At 52.5% G+C, this 14,502-nt stretch carries 15 protein-coding genes and 1 pseudogene; 3 read left to right on the forward strand and 13 right to left on the reverse strand.

The genetic code is table 11. The features are described 5' to 3' along the window. Positions 1 to 24: 24 nt before the first annotated feature. From hisD to VRZ32_RS03780, 10 genes are all read right to left on the reverse strand, one after another. Positions 25 to 1,311 (reverse strand): histidinol dehydrogenase, encoded by a 1,287-nt coding sequence (gene hisD / locus VRZ32_RS03735; protein ID WP_414525030.1) that lies wholly within the window; start codon positions 1,309 to 1,311, stop codon positions 25 to 27. 173 nt (positions 1,312 to 1,484) lie between these two features. Continuing rightward, complete coding sequence (locus VRZ32_RS03740; protein ID WP_414524306.1) at positions 1,485 to 2,645, reverse strand: iron-containing alcohol dehydrogenase; 1,161 nt, start codon at positions 2,643 to 2,645, stop codon at positions 1,485 to 1,487. Positions 2,646 to 2,650: 5 nt separating this feature from the next. Continuing rightward, on the reverse strand, positions 2,651 to 3,496 hold the full coding sequence (locus VRZ32_RS03745; protein ID WP_414524308.1) for a fumarylacetoacetate hydrolase family protein: 846 nt from the start codon (positions 3,494 to 3,496) through the stop codon (positions 2,651 to 2,653). A 42-nt stretch (positions 3,497 to 3,538) separates the two neighbouring features. Next, a complete protein-coding gene (locus tag VRZ32_RS03750; protein WP_414524310.1) occupies positions 3,539 to 4,366 on the reverse strand; it encodes an ABC transporter permease in 828 nt (275 codons plus the stop codon). Beyond that, a complete protein-coding gene (locus tag VRZ32_RS03755; protein ID WP_414524312.1) occupies positions 4,363 to 5,157 on the reverse strand; it encodes an ABC transporter ATP-binding protein in 795 nt (264 codons plus the stop codon). Before VRZ32_RS03755 ends, VRZ32_RS03750 begins: the two co-directional genes overlap by 4 nt. A 109-nt stretch (positions 5,158 to 5,266) precedes the next feature. Further along, positions 5,267 to 6,334, reverse strand: a complete 1,068-nt coding sequence (locus tag VRZ32_RS03760; RefSeq protein WP_414524314.1) for an ABC transporter substrate-binding protein — start codon at positions 6,332 to 6,334, stop codon at positions 5,267 to 5,269. 42 nt (positions 6,335 to 6,376) lie between these two features. Beyond that, positions 6,377 to 7,051, reverse strand: a complete 675-nt coding sequence (locus tag VRZ32_RS03765) for a hypothetical protein (protein ID WP_414524316.1) — start codon at positions 7,049 to 7,051, stop codon at positions 6,377 to 6,379. Between the two features lie 113 nt (positions 7,052 to 7,164). Next, positions 7,165 to 7,473 carry a YciI family protein gene (locus tag VRZ32_RS03770; RefSeq protein ID WP_414524318.1) on the reverse strand — a complete coding sequence of 103 codons (309 nt, stop codon included), beginning with the start codon at positions 7,471 to 7,473 and terminating at the stop codon, positions 7,165 to 7,167. A gap of 5 nt (positions 7,474 to 7,478) precedes the next feature. Further along, positions 7,479 to 8,240 carry a 2-keto-4-pentenoate hydratase gene (locus VRZ32_RS03775; RefSeq protein ID WP_414524320.1) on the reverse strand — a complete coding sequence of 254 codons (762 nt, stop codon included), beginning with the start codon at positions 8,238 to 8,240 and terminating at the stop codon, positions 7,479 to 7,481. Between the two features lies 1 nt (position 8,241). After that, positions 8,242 to 9,066, reverse strand: coding sequence for a 2-keto-4-pentenoate hydratase (locus VRZ32_RS03780; protein ID WP_414524322.1), 825 nt, complete (start codon positions 9,064 to 9,066; stop codon positions 8,242 to 8,244). Between the two features lie 270 nt (positions 9,067 to 9,336). Here VRZ32_RS03780 and VRZ32_RS03785 point away from each other — a divergent pair, with 270 nt between their 5' ends. Together VRZ32_RS03785 and VRZ32_RS03790 are read left to right on the forward strand one after the other, a co-directional pair. Beyond that, entirely contained in the window at positions 9,337 to 10,161 is an 825-nt protein-coding gene (locus VRZ32_RS03785; protein WP_414524324.1) for an IclR family transcriptional regulator, read from the forward strand. A 249-nt stretch (positions 10,162 to 10,410) separates the two neighbouring features. Then, positions 10,411 to 11,157, forward strand: a complete 747-nt coding sequence (locus VRZ32_RS03790) for an SDR family NAD(P)-dependent oxidoreductase (RefSeq protein WP_414524326.1) — start codon at positions 10,411 to 10,413, stop codon at positions 11,155 to 11,157. 67 nt (positions 11,158 to 11,224) lie between these two features. On the opposite strand, the gene VRZ32_RS03795 is transcribed toward VRZ32_RS03790, so the two are convergent. The 3 genes from VRZ32_RS03795 to VRZ32_RS03805 all read right to left on the reverse strand — a co-directional run bounded on the left by VRZ32_RS03795 (position 11,225) and on the right by VRZ32_RS03805 (position 13,892). After that, positions 11,225 to 11,377: a hypothetical protein gene (locus VRZ32_RS03795; RefSeq protein ID WP_414524328.1), complete on the reverse strand. Its 153-nt coding sequence runs from the start codon at positions 11,375 to 11,377 to the stop codon at positions 11,225 to 11,227. A gap of 107 nt (positions 11,378 to 11,484) precedes the next feature. Then, positions 11,485 to 12,450 (reverse strand): hypothetical protein, encoded by a 966-nt coding sequence (locus VRZ32_RS03800; protein ID WP_414524330.1) that lies wholly within the window; start codon positions 12,448 to 12,450, stop codon positions 11,485 to 11,487. A 443-nt stretch (positions 12,451 to 12,893) separates the two neighbouring features. After that, complete coding sequence (locus VRZ32_RS03805) at positions 12,894 to 13,892, reverse strand: hypothetical protein (protein ID WP_414524332.1); 999 nt, start codon at positions 13,890 to 13,892, stop codon at positions 12,894 to 12,896. A gap of 358 nt (positions 13,893 to 14,250) precedes the next feature. On the opposite strand from VRZ32_RS03805, the pseudogene VRZ32_RS03810 reads away from it, so the two are divergent. Continuing rightward, positions 14,251 to 14,454, forward strand: a pseudogene (locus VRZ32_RS03810) (transposase); the annotation flags it as partial. Positions 14,455 to 14,502: the final 48 nt, after the last annotated feature.

Raw genomic sequence — 14,502 nt, forward strand, 5'->3', positions numbered from 1 at the left:
ACGCAAGAAAACAGCGCTATTGTCTTAGGCAGCACCGGCCCCACCATAACGTCTCACGCGAATATTAGCCTGTTCTGCATGCCCCGCGAAGCCCTCCAGCAAGCAAAGGCGAGAACAATATTCACCAACGAGTGCACTGGCTTCATCTGTTTCTATACGTTGATACGTACACGTCTTGATAAACTTGCCAACCCACAATCCGCCCGTGTAGCGCGCCGCTTTCTTCGTGGGTAGTGTGTGGTTTGTGCCGATAACTTTATCGCCATAGGCCACGTTCGTACGCGCACCAAGGAACAAGGCACCGTAATTCTTCATGTTGTTCAGGAAATAATTGGGGTCACGCGTCATTACCTGCACATGCTCGGACGCGATATCATCGGCCACGCGCACAAGCTCTTCATCATCGTCACAGATAATCACCTGGCCATAATTATCCCACGCAATACGAGCGATATCCGCAGTTGGCAGAACCGCAAGCTGCCGTTCAATCTCCGCCAAAGTATCGCGCCCCAACTTTTCAGAAGTGGTCAGCAACACAGCAGGACTGGTAGGGCCATGCTCTGCCTGGCCCAGCAGATCGGTCGCGCAAATTTCACCGTCGACACTATCATCAGCAATCACCATCGTCTCCGTGGGGCCAGCAAAGAGATCAATGCCCACACGCCCATAAAGCTGGCGCTTTGCTTCGGCAACGAAGGCATTCCCCGGCCCCACAATCATATCAACCGGCAGTATGGACTGTGTGCCAAGTGCCATCGCACCAATAGCCTGCACACCGCCCAGCACGTAAATTTCATCGGCTCCCGCCAGATGCATGGCCGCAACGATTGCTGGATGTGGTTTGCCATTGAAAGGCGGCGCGCAGGCAATCACCCGCTTCACACCAGCGACCTTTGCCGTCAGCACGCTCATGTGCGCCGAAGCGACCATAGGATATTTACCACCCGGCACATAGCATCCTACTGCATTCACCGGGATGTTGCGATGACCGAGAAAAACACCCGGTAAGGTTTCAACTTCGAGATCAAGAATGCACTCCCGTTGCTTCTGGGCAAAGTTGCGCACCTGTGTCTGGGCAAAGCGGATATCCTCCAGATCGCGTGGATCAACCGCGGCAATGGCCTCCTGGATCTCGGCTTCTGAGAGTCTGAAATTTTCGGGTCGATAATTATCGAAACGTTCAGACAATTCCCGCACGGCAACATCGCCACGTGCCGTAATATCTGCCAGAATGCCTTCGACGGTGTTTTTTACGGTTGTGTCATTTGCAGCTATGGTGGCTGCGTCCTGCCCTGTCTTGAGATACTTCATGGCTTCATCACCTTCTGAAATCGAAATGACTGTCCTCAAGTGACATCAAGATGCGCAAATATCGCCCCTAATCATCGGAAAGCGCGACAGTTTACAGATATCAACGTGTCAAAAGCTTTTGGGGTTACATAAACTACATCGCCAGCCATCACATGGCTGATATTTACACCCCATCACCAGGCCGCTTGATAGATAGCGAGAGCGTCCTCCTCTCTCACCGCACGCGGATTATTCACGAGTAAGCGCGTTTGCTTGATTGCTGCCCGCGCCATCGGTGCGAGGGCTTCTTCGGTTATACCAACATCCCGCAGACGTATCGGCATGCCGAGCGCGCTCACCAATCCAGCCAAACGTTCGATAAATGCCGCACAGCGGGCCACAGGATCAGCAATTTCTGCCAGCGCCGGGAATGTATCTGCCGCTATTTCGGCATAGATATTTGCAGCAACAGGTGCGTTAAAGCGTAAAACATGCGGCAACACTAAAGCATTGGAGCGTCCATGCGAGACATGGAACATGCTGCCAATCGGATAAGCCAGCGCATGAACCGCCGCTACCGGCGCGTTGCCAAAGGCCATCCCCGCCAGCATCGAGCCATAGAGCATCGCACCACGCGCCTCAACATCAGATGGATGGCTTATAACCCGCGCGAGATTGGCGCCCAGCAAACGCAGTGCCTCACGCGCAAGAAGCCGGGTGAGCGGGTTGTTGTTGGCATTGGTTGAGGCGTAGGATTCAATGGCATGCACCATCGCATCCACCCCTGTTGCAGCAGTAATTTCTGCTGGCAATCCAAGCGTCAGCCTTGCATCGAGCACGGCAACGTCCGGCTGCAGCAAAGGCGATGATACGCCGCGCTTTTCATCCTCGGAAACAGTGATGATCGCAACCGGTGTCACTTCAGACCCCGTCCCCGCCGTGGTTGGCACCAACAGCAGCGGCAACCGCGGGCCGCGAGCATTGTTGACGCCCCATGCACCATCGAGCTCTTCACCAGAACCACAGATCAACGCAACAAGCTTCGCAATATCCAAAGAAGAGCCACCGCCAAAACCAACGACCGCCGAAATGCCGTTTGATGCCCCTGAAGCAACGGCCGCCATCAATGTTTTCAAAGATGGATCAGGCTCAACAGCATCAAAGACAATGACCTCCCAACCAGCTGCCTCAAGCGACGCAAGCGCAGGCGCGCAAAGTCCAAGGCGCACAATGCCTGCATCTGTCACGAACATGAGCTTGCCAGGCTTTGCAACAGGCATCAACTCTGCAAGACGGGCCGCAGCACCGGGCTCAATGACAATGCGCGCAGCTGTGTTGAAGATGAAGGGAGGCATGCTGATCACCTATAAGCTACAACAGTCTGCCGCTGCTCTCCCAAGCCCTTGATGCCCAGATGCATGGTTTGCCCCACATCCAGAAACACCGGCGGCTTGAAGCCGAGGCCAACGCCAGGCGGCGTGCCAGTAGCAATGATATCGCCAGGAAGCAGGGTCATGAATTCACTGATATAGGCCACGAGATAATGCGCGGCAAAGATCATTGTATTGGTATTGCCGGTCTGGCGGCGCACACCATCGACATCCAGAAACATATCCAGCGATTGCACATCAGCCACTTCATCGGCGGTCACCAACCATGGGCCGATTGGGCCAAAAGTGTCAGCGCTTTTGCCCTTGGTCCACTGTCCACCACGATCAGCCTGATAGGCACGTTCAGACACATCATTGACCACACAATAACCCGCAATATGCGCACCCGCCTCCGCTTCCGTGATATTGCTGGCGCGGGCACCGATGATGATACCAAGCTCGACTTCCCAATCCATCTTGGTGGCAGTCTTTGGCCTGATCACATCATCATAGGGGCCGCAGATCGCCGAGACAGCCTTCTGAAACAGAATGGGCTCCTGAGGGATCGGCAGATTGCTCTCCGCAGCATGATCAGCATAGTTCAAACCAACGCATATAAACTTGGATACATCCCCCACACACGGACCGATACGCACACCTGCATCCACCGGCTGCAAAGTCGCAGGATCAATAGCAGCAAGTCGCTTGAGCGTTGCGGCATCCACCGTCTTGCCATTGATGTCTGAAATAACGCCAGACAAATCCCGAATGGTGCCCGTGTCATCGAGCAAACCTGGACGTTCTGCGCCCATAGGGCCATAACGAAGCAATTTCATCTTGTTGTTCCTATTTTCAGAGGTCTTGATGCAGCCAGAGACCTAGTTGGCCTGCGACGTTGTATCCGACCAGAAAGCATAACGTTGTGCGATAAGGCGCAGGGCCATGCTCATGAGAATGCCCATCAAGGACAGATAGAACAGCACCGAGAACACACCCGTCACATCCACAAACGCCTGTCGTTGAATGATAATGCTACCAAGCCCTTGTGAGGCACCAATAAACTCACCCACCACAGCACCGATGACAGCGAAGATTACCCCAACCTCAAGCCCGGCGAAAAGATAAGGCAGCATGGCTGGAAGCCGCACTTTGAAATAGGTTTTGAATGGTCCGGCCCGGAGCGCCCGCATCAAGAGAATCCGGCGCGGATCACCCGTGCGCAAACCAGCGACAACGTTGACCAGGATGGGAAAGAACGCCAGCAAGGCCGCTGTCACGATCTTGGATTGAATGCCATAGCCGAACCAGATCAATAGCAACGGCGCTACTGCCACTTTGGGAATAGTCTGCAGTGCCAGCACAAACGGATAGACCGTTTTGTCCAGAAAGCGCACAAGCGCAATCCCGGTACCCAGAACAATGCCGAGCACTGCCGCAGCAATGAAGCCGATCAGCACCTCGACAAAGGTGATCCAGAGATGTGGCAGGATGAAGCCTGTCGCCATGTCCTGCCAGATGTAAACAGCTACAGCACTTGGTGGCGGCACAATGAAGACCGGCACCTGCATGAGGTACACAGCTGCCTCCCACATGATCAGCAGAACAGCTGTCGTCAGCGATACCGAAACCCACTGATGCATTTCGCCAGAAGGTACTTTTTGCGCAGCCGTAGCAGATGGCACAGATGGCATTGCCTGATCTGTCATGATGCATCTCCCCGCACTTCAAGCAGGTCGCGCAGATGCGCAACATATGTTCCAAACTTGTCAGAGGCCATTAAATCGATATCACGCGGCCGAGGAATATCGATAGGCACAATCTCCCGCACCGTTGATGGGCGCCCGCTCATGACGAAAACACGATCTGCCAGAAAAGCGGCCTCGGCAATCGAATGCGTAACGAACACAACGGTCGCGCCGGATTCAAGACTGATGCGTTGCAATTCGAGGTTCATTTGCTCGCGTGTCATCGCATCCAGGGCACCAAACGGCTCATCCATCAACAATAGTGAAGGATTGAGCGACAATGCACGGGCAATCGCAACACGCTGCTGCATGCCACCTGATAACTCGTTCGGAAATTTGTTCTCAAAGCCTGAGAGACCAACGAGATCGATCATTTTTTGCGCCCGAGTGCGCCGATCATTACGGCTAAGGCCTTCGACCTCTCCGGGCAGCTCCACATTTTCCCGCACATTCCGCCAGGGGAATAGAACTGCGTCCTGAAACACAATCCCGAAATCCTCCTGCGGCCCTGTAATGAGCTTGTCCTTGAACAGGATGCTACCTTCGCTTGGTCGCAGCAGACCTGCCAGCATCATCATTAACGTGCTTTTGCCGCACCCTGATGGGCCAAGAATAGCAATGAACTCACCACGATCAATTTCCGCTGTCACAGAATCCACGGCTCTGACAGCTTTTCCGTCAGCGGCATTGTAGACCTTGGCAACCCCGTTAAACTGGATGAGCCGTTCGCCGATAGAATGTGATGCCAGCATGGCTGCATTCCTTCTTACAATAGTAGTCTGCGCGGCAAGCTATCAGAAAACAGCGGGTTGCATGGCAGTCTGTATTCCAGCCCAAGTACAACCCGCTTAAAACCCGATGTTACTTGCCCCACTTATCCGCCATCTCACGAACTGGCGCAGGGTCGATGTCGTTAACAGCTTCGATGAGCGTATTCGTCACGAGATCAGACGGCGTCAGATCTGCCTTGTAGACGCCTTCCTTTTTAAGGACGTCCATATAAGAACCGACCTTTTCCAGATCGAATACACCGAAGTCCTTTACCGGATCGTCATTGAAGAAAGCAGATTTGAAGGTGATCTCCTGCATGCCTTTTTTAATCGCTTCCTCTTCCGGGCTCTGTGGCTTGGCAGCAGGGTTGGCAACCCAGTACATCTTAAGTGCTGCTTCAGGGTTTTCCTTGATGAAGACGCGTGCCTTTACCTGCGCCCGCAGGAAACCACGCAGCTGCGCATCCTTGTCTGCCAATGTCTTCTCGGAGACGAAGAAACCGCCGTTACCGACATTCCCGACGCGTGGATGATAGATGTAGCGGAACTTGTGACCGGCCCGTTCAAGGCTGCCATAGACAGCATCCCAAAGAGACAGCGCCTGCACCTGTCCGCTACGAAGCGCTGCAATCGCCTGATCGCCCGTGCCTACAGGCAGGAACGACTTGTCCGTTGGTTTGATACCAGCATCTCGCAGGATCGATCTTGCCACCGTCAATGATGACGAGGCCATGCTCGCGACGCCAATGGTTTTGCCAGCAAGATCTGCAGGCGTCTTGATCGGGCTATCGACAGGTACAGCGATCCAATAGATCAGCTCGTCATAGCGCGAGTAGATGAACTTGCCACGCAGGCCTTGCGAGTAGCCCAACAGATAAGGCTCGAACGTCACATCCGCGATATCGGCATTGTTGCTTGCAGCCAACTGAGTGGCAAGCGCAGCACCCTGCGTATAGCGCACTTCCACATCCAGACCTTCTTCAGCAAAGAAGCCAGCCTGCTGCGCAACATATGTATTCAGATAAGCGGGGTTGGGAACAGGCGATCCGCCTTGCACGATGAGGCGATTTTGCGCCCATGCAGACGATGGTGCGAAAGCGGCTGTTATCATCACGCCAGAAACAATTGGAACTAAAAGCGCCTTTATAAAACTTTTCATGAGAGTCCTCCCAGGACGCGTTATTTTCTGAGGGTATCTTACTCAAGGTAACTCAAAAAATCTTTCCGCATGAACATGATAGACCTGCCGTTTAGGGCGATCCCAGTCCTCTTTATGGACAAAGCGGGTGGAAGGCCGCCCCTTGACGCTGCGCGGCAGGATAAGACCACGCAGAAACGATGTCTCCTCATCTTTATGCATCTTTGCAGACACCGGCTCATCAATGCCATTTTCGAGAAAGCTATCCCCCGGCAAGTGCAGTTTAGCCACGCCACCGGGGCCGATGGCATCAATCTCACCCTTCACCACCCAACGCACGCCCGGCCCTTGGTGCATATGCACCGGCGCAACCGTACCCGGCGGGAATGTCACCTGATCGCAGCGCAAAAGCCAGCTGTTGGCAGGATCAAGATCAATCTCAAAGCTATTGAGCACCTTAGAGGCAGATTTCGGCGACGAGCGCAGACGTCCATCATGCGTTTCTGTCAGCGGCACGAGCTCCCAGCGCAGAATTTCTGCACCTTCCGGCCCCACAACGTAATTGACCTCATCCTGCCCCACCCACGCGGAACCCGCACTATGGAACTGGTTACTGGTTGCAGTCTCCAGAGTCAGACCACCGTTGCGGACATATACGGCACGCACAGCGCGTGGCAGGTACGAGATGTCGGCATTCACCGGCACAATATCTTCGAGAAGACGAAGGTGATAACGCATGCAATCCTCGTATCATAAAGCTGGAGCCGACTGATGCATTCTGAATCATTACCGTGAGAGCTAAAATGCACCTAAGATCAGCATGTTGAAAATGATAACAATCGTTATCGCTGTTAGTGCTTCAGATAGTGCTCGGCGACCTTGAACGGGATGACCTCGATCGTATCCCAGACCCCACCGACCATCCATGGATCGTTGTTAAGCCACTCCCAGAGCGCTTCCTCGCTCTCAAAATCGCAGATGCAGCCAGAACCAGCTGGATTACCCGCCTTATCCTGCACCATACCGCCGAGCAGCAAGTGTCCTTCTGCCTGCAATTTACTGGCACCAACGATGTGGGCGGGGCGGATTTCGAGACGCTTTTTCTGCAACTCAGGATCAAGCGGATCCTTCATTCGGCAGATCACCATGAATTGCGGCATGATCATCAATCTCCCACAAGGAAAGCGGCCTGGCCAAGCGCCTCAAAGCGTGCGCGGACAAAAGTTCCTGATTGCAAGGGCTTGGCAGCAGTAGCGCCGCCTGACAGCACGATATCGCCAGCGGCAAGACTTGCGCCACGTTCAGCCATCAACCGCGCAGCTGCAATCAGAGAGCGGATTGGATGGCCCATAATGGCAGCACTTGAACCGATCTCGACCGGATCCCCATCGACCTCAAGGCTGATGCCGAGATTACCGAAATCGACATTGGGGTTATGCCAGGTCCCGATTACCAATGCGGTTGAGGATGCATTATCAGCAACTGCATCAGAGAAGCGGAATTTGAAGTCCTTATAACGGCTATCAATAATTTCGATGGCTCCGGCCACGCTTTCAATGGCCGCATAGGCTTCCAGCGCAGTGACCTTGCCCTCAAGCGGGCGTTTCAGACGGAATGCGATTTCCGGTTCAGCCCGTGGGTGAATGTAACGGCTGCGCGATAATGTCGAGCCATCCTCGGTCAGCATGCCGTCCGTCAGCCGGCCCCAACTCATCTCATTGACACCAACCTGCGCCATCTTGGCCTTACTGGTCAGCCCCATCTTGATGCCGATGTGCCGCTCGCCTGCCGTAAGGCGCTGCTTGATTGACAAACGTTGCACTTCATATGCATCAGCGGTTGATAGCTCAGCCTCAAGCTGCGGCACGGCAGTTGCTGTCATGGCGGCTTCGTGGAGGCGCAAGGCAATTGCGTTGAGATCTGTCATATCAGTGTTTCCTCGCACCGAACTGCACCCCGACAGAACCAAGCCCGGAGATGCGTGCTTCGAGGTATTCGCCATCGAATGAGCGAACCATCGGCCCCAACGCGCCTGACATCACCACGTCACCGGCATGCAGCGGCCGTCCCAGCCGCACCATGGTACGTGCTAGCCAGCGCAGAGAATTAAGCGGATGCCCCAAGCAAGCGATGCCTGCGCCAAAGGAAACGGGATCACCATTTTTCTCGATCACCATGCCGCACATCTGAAGATCAAGCTGATCGATCTTACGCGGCGTTGCGCCCAGTACATAAAGACCAGATGACGCATTATCGGCAATCGTATCGACAATATCGAGATCCCAGTTGGCAATGCGGGTATCGATAATCTCAAGGGCTGGCAAAGCATAAGCTGTGGCGCGGACAACCTCAGCAAGCGATGGATTTTCCGTTGTCAGATCACGCTCAAGCACGAAGGCAATTTCACCCTCTGCCTTTGGTTGAAACAATGTGCCTTCAGGGATGGTATCGCCATCAGCGATTTCCATATCAGAGAAAAGCATGCCGTAATCTGGTTGATCAATACCTGCATTCTTCTGCACGATCTTGGCCGTAAGTCCGATCTTGCGACCGGTCAGCCGTCGCCCTTCCGAGAGCCAGCGCACAGTATTGGCCTCCTGCACGGCATAAGCGCCCGCAATGTCACGGGCAGCTAAATGGCGGCGGATCGGCTCACATGTCTCATGCTTGATGTAGGCATCGTAAATATCGCGCGCAGCCTGTTCAATAGAGAGCCTATCGCTGACGATATGATGTAAGTCCTGGTTCTTCATGCGCACCACCTGATGATCGGGGAAACAGCATTAGCAGCTTCCCGCATCATTTATTTCTTTATGAATGGGGTGTATTTCAGCGCAATATATGCCAAAAACGGGCAATATAACTGCTATTTACGCTCAAGCGCGACCGCTTTTCTCATGACGTTTCTCCTATAAAGCATATTTTTGTTCTTCTATTGTTATTAAGGTGGAGAAAAAATCAGATCATCGATAGGCAATTCGCACACAATCGTCCATAATATGGACATGTCGATGGAGGTGAATATGCCAAACAAAGAGCCAGAGCAGGATGCCGGGCGCGGTAAAGACGGTACGCAAGCAATAACCCGCGCACTTGATATTCTCACGCTTCTGGCCATGGGGCACGCACCCAAATGGGGCCTGAAGATCAGTGAGATATCTACCTATCTTGGCATGTCACGCCCTACGGTGCATCGCATCCTCAACACACTCACCGAACGTGGCTTTGCGCAGAAAATAGAAAAATCCGGCCGCTACGTGATAGGCACGCAGGTGCCGCTGCTTGCTTTGGCGCGCGAACGCAAACTGCCCTTGCTGCAATTAGCCGAGCCATATCTTCAAGAAGTAAGCCGCATTGTCCATGACACCGTATTCTTCTCCATGCGCAGCGAACGGGACGTACTCACCATCGCCCGGGTGATGGGAGACTTCCCGATTCAAGTGCTTTCTATTGATGTGGGAGACCGCCGCCCGCTAGGTGCAATTACCTCTGGCGTTGCAATTCTCACGCAGTTTGACGATGCCCAATCAACACAAATGGTGGAGCAGGACGAGCTGCGCCTCGCAGCCTTCAACTATACCGTACCTGACGTTCTTGCATTCGTACGTGAAAGCCGGGAGCGCGGCTTTGCCTATCGCCAGAAGGGCCTCATCCCAGGCACGAAAGCCATTGCGATCCCGGTCGGCGGACCGAATGACCCTGTGATGGCGGCAGTAACCGTATCGGGAATGGCAAAGCGTATGACTGAGGCAAACGTCAAGGAAATCATCGACGATGTGCGTGCAGAATGTAATGCCTTGGCCTTGCGTCTACACCAGAAACTAGGCAGCAATATCAGCACTATATAGATACCCTCTCCCAAGACTTGCACGAATACCTTCACGCGCACCGTCCACCATGTGGACTTTATTTCCGGTTTCCTTTTGAGCATTCTGGCATGTTGCTGGATAAAATAGGGAAGTCGGCGTTAATAGCATTCCATCCGCAAGCAGGGCCGCTCGCACCAGAATATCCGGCCCCTTCCAAGCAAGCTTGAGCACCGTTTGCCCGCATGTTCAAACGCCCGGCCTAAAAGAACTTTTGGGAGGTTCAGGAATATGAATTCAATTGATCTGAACGGGCGTGTGGCAGTCGTAACTGGCGGCGCGAAGGGGCTGGGAGCGGCGATCGTTACGCGCCTGATCGCTAGCGGCGCAAAGGTTGCCATCTGGGACATCGACCCCGCATCGCTCGACGCTGCAGTCGCCCACCATGGCGATAGCTCAGCCGGATTCCGCGTCGATGTCGCTAACCTCGACTCCGTTAACAAGGCAACGGCTGATACCATTAGCCGCTTTGGGCAGATCGATATCCTCGTCAACAACGCCGGCATTTCAGGCCCTAACATTAATGGCTGGGAGTATCCAGTCGATGAATGGCGGCAGGTGGTCGAGATTGATCTTTTCGGCGTTTACTACTGCTGCCGCGCAGTTATTCCGCACATGATCAGCGGAGGGTATGGCCGTATCGTCAACATCGCCTCAATCTCGGGCAAGGAAGGCAACCCTACCGCCACGCCTTACGCCGCAGCAAAGGCTGGTGTGATGGCGATGACAAAATCATTCGGTAAGGAGCTGGTCAAAACAGGCGTGATCATCAATTCTGTTGCTCCCGCTGCATTTGAAACTGATATTTTCAAGCAAAACACGCCCGAGTTTATCGACTACATGCTGTCGAAAATTCCAATGGGCCGATTTGGTCGTCCGGAAGAGCTTGGTGCGTTGGTCGCGTGGCTTTCCAGCGAGGACTGCTCGTTCTCCACCGGTGCTGTTTACGACATCTCCGGCGGTCGCGCGACCTACTAACCAAGCCCAAGCCCTTATTAATGCGAATGCCCCCATTCTCACCAGGATGGGGGCATTCTGTTATTCCTTAGGTGGCCAAAGTAGCGGGCGCATCTCTCCGGCTCAAAGCCCGCGATCCAAGATATCCCGTGAGTAGCAGCAGCAGCAGCGAGACCGAAATCATCAGCACGGAAACGGCTGATATCGTCGGGTTGATCTCATTGATAAGACCATCCCACATCATTTCCGATCAAAGCATTAAGCCCAGCTCATTATTTAAAAACGCCAGAGACGCAGCATTCCTTGCACCACCGGACATGGGCGTGTTGCCATAGTTGTCATTAACCTTTAGCTGCGCGATAAGCCAGTCTTACCCAACACGTTATTCAAAAATGCCAGATTCGCATCATTACTTGCAGCAGCCTGCATGGGCGTTTTGCCACGGTTGTTCGGAACCTTTAGCAGCTCAATAAACTGGTCCCTATCCAGCGCGTCATTCAAAAGCAGCAGAGACACACCATTGCTTGCAGCAGCGTGCATGGGCGTGTTGCCATAGTTGTTCCGAACCTTTAGCAGCTCAATAAACTGGTCCCCACCCAGCGCGTTCTTCAAAAACGGCAGAGACAAAGAACTGCTTGCAGCAGCGTGCATGGGCGTGTTGCCATAGTTGTTCGGAACCTTGAGCAGCTCGATAAGCCAGTCTTTACTCAATGCGCCCTTCAAAAACAGCACAGTACGAGTATTATTTATAGCATAATGCATGAACGTGCTGCCACGGTCATCACAAACCACCGTCATCACCTGCTTTAACGATGCAGAATCAAGCTTAACCCCAGTCAGCTTTTTCACAAAATCTGCCCGATCATCGTATGATTTTAGCTGTGAGGCTTCTTCCTTCAGCTGGCTCACAACTGCTGTTTTATCAGCCTGCTCTATTTCTCGGTCCTCAAGTGTTTGTGAATCTTCTTTCTTCAGCTGGCTCACAACTGCTGTTTTATCAGCCTGCCCTATTTCTCGGTCCTCAAGTGTTTGTGAATCTTCTTCCTTCAGCTGGCTCACAACTGCTGTTTTATCAGCCTGCCCTATTTCTCGGTCCTTAAGTGTTTTTGTGCCGGTAAAATAGGATATCACCGACGTGATTTTGTCCCAGAGAGAAGAAATGAGATTGCAGAATGCTTCTCCAGCCCCTTTCAGGCAGCAAACGACTCGATTATCAAAAAAACCTGAACTTACCTGAGGCAGCGGAGTAACATTTTCTGTATTAGATGAATAAGATTGTAATGTAATACTCATAATTTGACCGCCATAAATCATATATTAAAATTTAATTTCTTCTTTATTAAAGCCTTAATGCAAATGTGACAAGCAAAAAATCGACTGCCGACCTATCTGTGAGTGGCCTCAGCGGGTCCCAGGCTCGAGCCCGAGTGCATCAACCGTCGACAAAGCGTCTGAAACCAAATGGCTGGTTCGTAGAATGCAGGCAAATTGGCGCTTCATTCCACCGCACGTCATCCGCAAAAAGGTTTTTGCCTTCGCGTGACCTACTAACCAAGCCCAAGCCCTTATTAATGCAAATGCCCCCATTCTCACCAGGATGGGGGCATTCTGTTATTTCTTAGGTGGCCAAAATAGCGGGCGCATCTCTCCGGCTCAAAGCCCGCGATCCAAGATATCCCGTGAATAGCAGCAGCAGCGAGACCGAAATCATCAGCACGGAAACGGCTGATATCGTCGGGTTGATCTCATTGATAAGACTATCCCATATCATTTTCGACAAGGCATAAGCCCATATCATTTTCGACAAGGCGTAAGCCCAGCTCATTATTTAAAAACGCCAGACTATCAGCATGCCTTGCAGCAACGTGCATGGGCGTTTCGCCATAGTTGTCCTTAACATTTAGCTGCTCGATAAACTGGTCTTCACCCAACACGTCCTTCAAAAGCGCCAGAGACGCAGCATTCCATGCAGCATTGTGCATGGGCGTGTTGCCATAGTTGTCCTTAACCTTTAGCTGCTCGATAAACTGGTCTTCACCCAACACGTCCTTCAAAAGCGCCAGAGACGCAGCATTCCATGCAGCATTGTGCATGGGCGTGTTGCCATAGTTGTCCTTAATCTTTAGCTGCTCGATAAGGCCGTCTTCACCCAACACGTCCTTCAAAAACGCCAGAGACAAAGCATTCCTTGCAGCATCGTGCACGGGCGTGGTGCCATCGTTGTTCTTAACCTTGAGCCACTCGATAAACTGGCCTTCACCCAGCGTGTTCTTCAAAAACACCAGAGCATCAACATTCCATGCAGCATTGTGGATGGGCGTGTTGCCACAGTAGCCCGGAACCTTGAGCAGCTCAATAAACTGGTCTTCACCCAACACGTCCTTCAAAAACGCCAGAGACTTAGCATTCCATGCAGCAGCCTGCATGGGCGTTTCGTCATGGTTGTCCGGAACCTTGAGCAGCTCAATAAACTGGTCTTCACCCAACACGTCATTCAAAAACACCAGACTATCAGCATTATTTATAGCATAATGCATGGGTGTGTTGCCATGGTCATCACAAACCACCGTCATCACCTGCTTTAATGATTCAGGATCAAGCTTAACCCCAGTCAGCTTTTTCACAAAATCTGCCATATCATTGTATGATGTTAGCTGTGAAGCTTCTTCCTTCAGCTGGCTCACAACTGCTGTTTTATCAGCCTGCCCTATTTCTCGGTCCTCAAGTGTTTTTGTGCCGGTAAAATAGGATATCACCGACGTGATTTTGTCCCAGAGAGAAGAAATGAGATTGCAGAATGCTTCTCCAGCCCCTTTCAGGCAGCAAACGACTCGATTATCAAAAAAACCTGAACTTACCTGAGGCAGCGGAGTAGCATTTTCTGTATTAGATGAATAAGATTGTAATGTAACACTCATAATTTGACCGCCATAAATCATATTTGAAAATTTAATTTCTTCTTTATTAAAAGCCTTAATGCAAAATGGCAAGCAAAAAATCGACTGTCGGCCTATCTGTGAGTGGCCTCAGCGGGTCCCAGGCTCGAGCCCGAGTGCATCAACCATCGACAAAGCGTCTGAAACCAAATGGCTGGTTCGTAGAATGCAGGCAAATTGGCGCTTCATTCCACCGCACGTCATTCGCAAAAAGGTTTTTGCCTTTAGCCCATGGCTCTACAGGCAACGCAACGCCGTCGAACGCTTCTTCAACCGCATCAAACAGATGCGCGGCCTCGCAACACGGTATAACCGGCTGCCCGAAAACTATCTGGCCGCATTCAAACTCGCCGCAGCCCGAATATGGATCAAAACGTTATAAGGCCGCTGCCTAGGGCGTTCAAACAAAGCATTGCTATTTGCAGGTCAC

The organism is Pseudochelatococcus sp. G4_1912, assembly GCF_047501465.1.
GTDB lineage: Bacteria > Pseudomonadota > Alphaproteobacteria > Rhizobiales > Beijerinckiaceae > Pseudochelatococcus.

Excerpts from the sequence above, each read along its gene's own strand:
- hisD (WP_414525030.1), bottom strand. The coding sequence starts at position 1,311 with ATGAAGTATCTCAAGACAGGGCAGGACGCAGCCACCATAGCTGCAAAT.
- VRZ32_RS03740 (WP_414524306.1), bottom strand. The coding sequence starts at position 2,645 with ATGCCTCCCTTCATCTTCAACACAGCTGCGCGCATTGTCATTGAGCCC.
- VRZ32_RS03745 (WP_414524308.1), bottom strand. The coding sequence starts at position 3,496 with ATGAAATTGCTTCGTTATGGCCCTATGGGCGCAGAACGTCCAGGTTTG.
- VRZ32_RS03750 (WP_414524310.1), bottom strand. The coding sequence starts at position 4,366 with ATGACAGATCAGGCAATGCCATCTGTGCCATCTGCTACGGCTGCGCAA.
- VRZ32_RS03755 (WP_414524312.1), bottom strand. The coding sequence starts at position 5,157 with ATGCTGGCATCACATTCTATCGGCGAACGGCTCATCCAGTTTAACGGG.
- VRZ32_RS03760 (WP_414524314.1), bottom strand. The coding sequence starts at position 6,334 with ATGAAAAGTTTTATAAAGGCGCTTTTAGTTCCAATTGTTTCTGGCGTG.
- VRZ32_RS03765 (WP_414524316.1), bottom strand. The coding sequence starts at position 7,051 with ATGCGTTATCACCTTCGTCTTCTCGAAGATATTGTGCCGGTGAATGCC.
- VRZ32_RS03770 (WP_414524318.1), bottom strand. The coding sequence starts at position 7,473 with ATGCCGCAATTCATGGTGATCTGCCGAATGAAGGATCCGCTTGATCCT.
- VRZ32_RS03775 (WP_414524320.1), bottom strand. The coding sequence starts at position 8,240 with ATGACAGATCTCAACGCAATTGCCTTGCGCCTCCACGAAGCCGCCATG.
- VRZ32_RS03780 (WP_414524322.1), bottom strand. The coding sequence starts at position 9,066 with ATGAAGAACCAGGACTTACATCATATCGTCAGCGATAGGCTCTCTATT.
- VRZ32_RS03785 (WP_414524324.1), top strand. The coding sequence starts at position 9,337 with ATGCCAAACAAAGAGCCAGAGCAGGATGCCGGGCGCGGTAAAGACGGT.
- VRZ32_RS03790 (WP_414524326.1), top strand. The coding sequence starts at position 10,411 with ATGAATTCAATTGATCTGAACGGGCGTGTGGCAGTCGTAACTGGCGGC.
- VRZ32_RS03795 (WP_414524328.1), bottom strand. The coding sequence starts at position 11,377 with ATGTGGGATGGTCTTATCAATGAGATCAACCCGACGATATCAGCCGTT.
- VRZ32_RS03800 (WP_414524330.1), bottom strand. The coding sequence starts at position 12,450 with ATGATTTATGGCGGTCAAATTATGAGTATTACATTACAATCTTATTCA.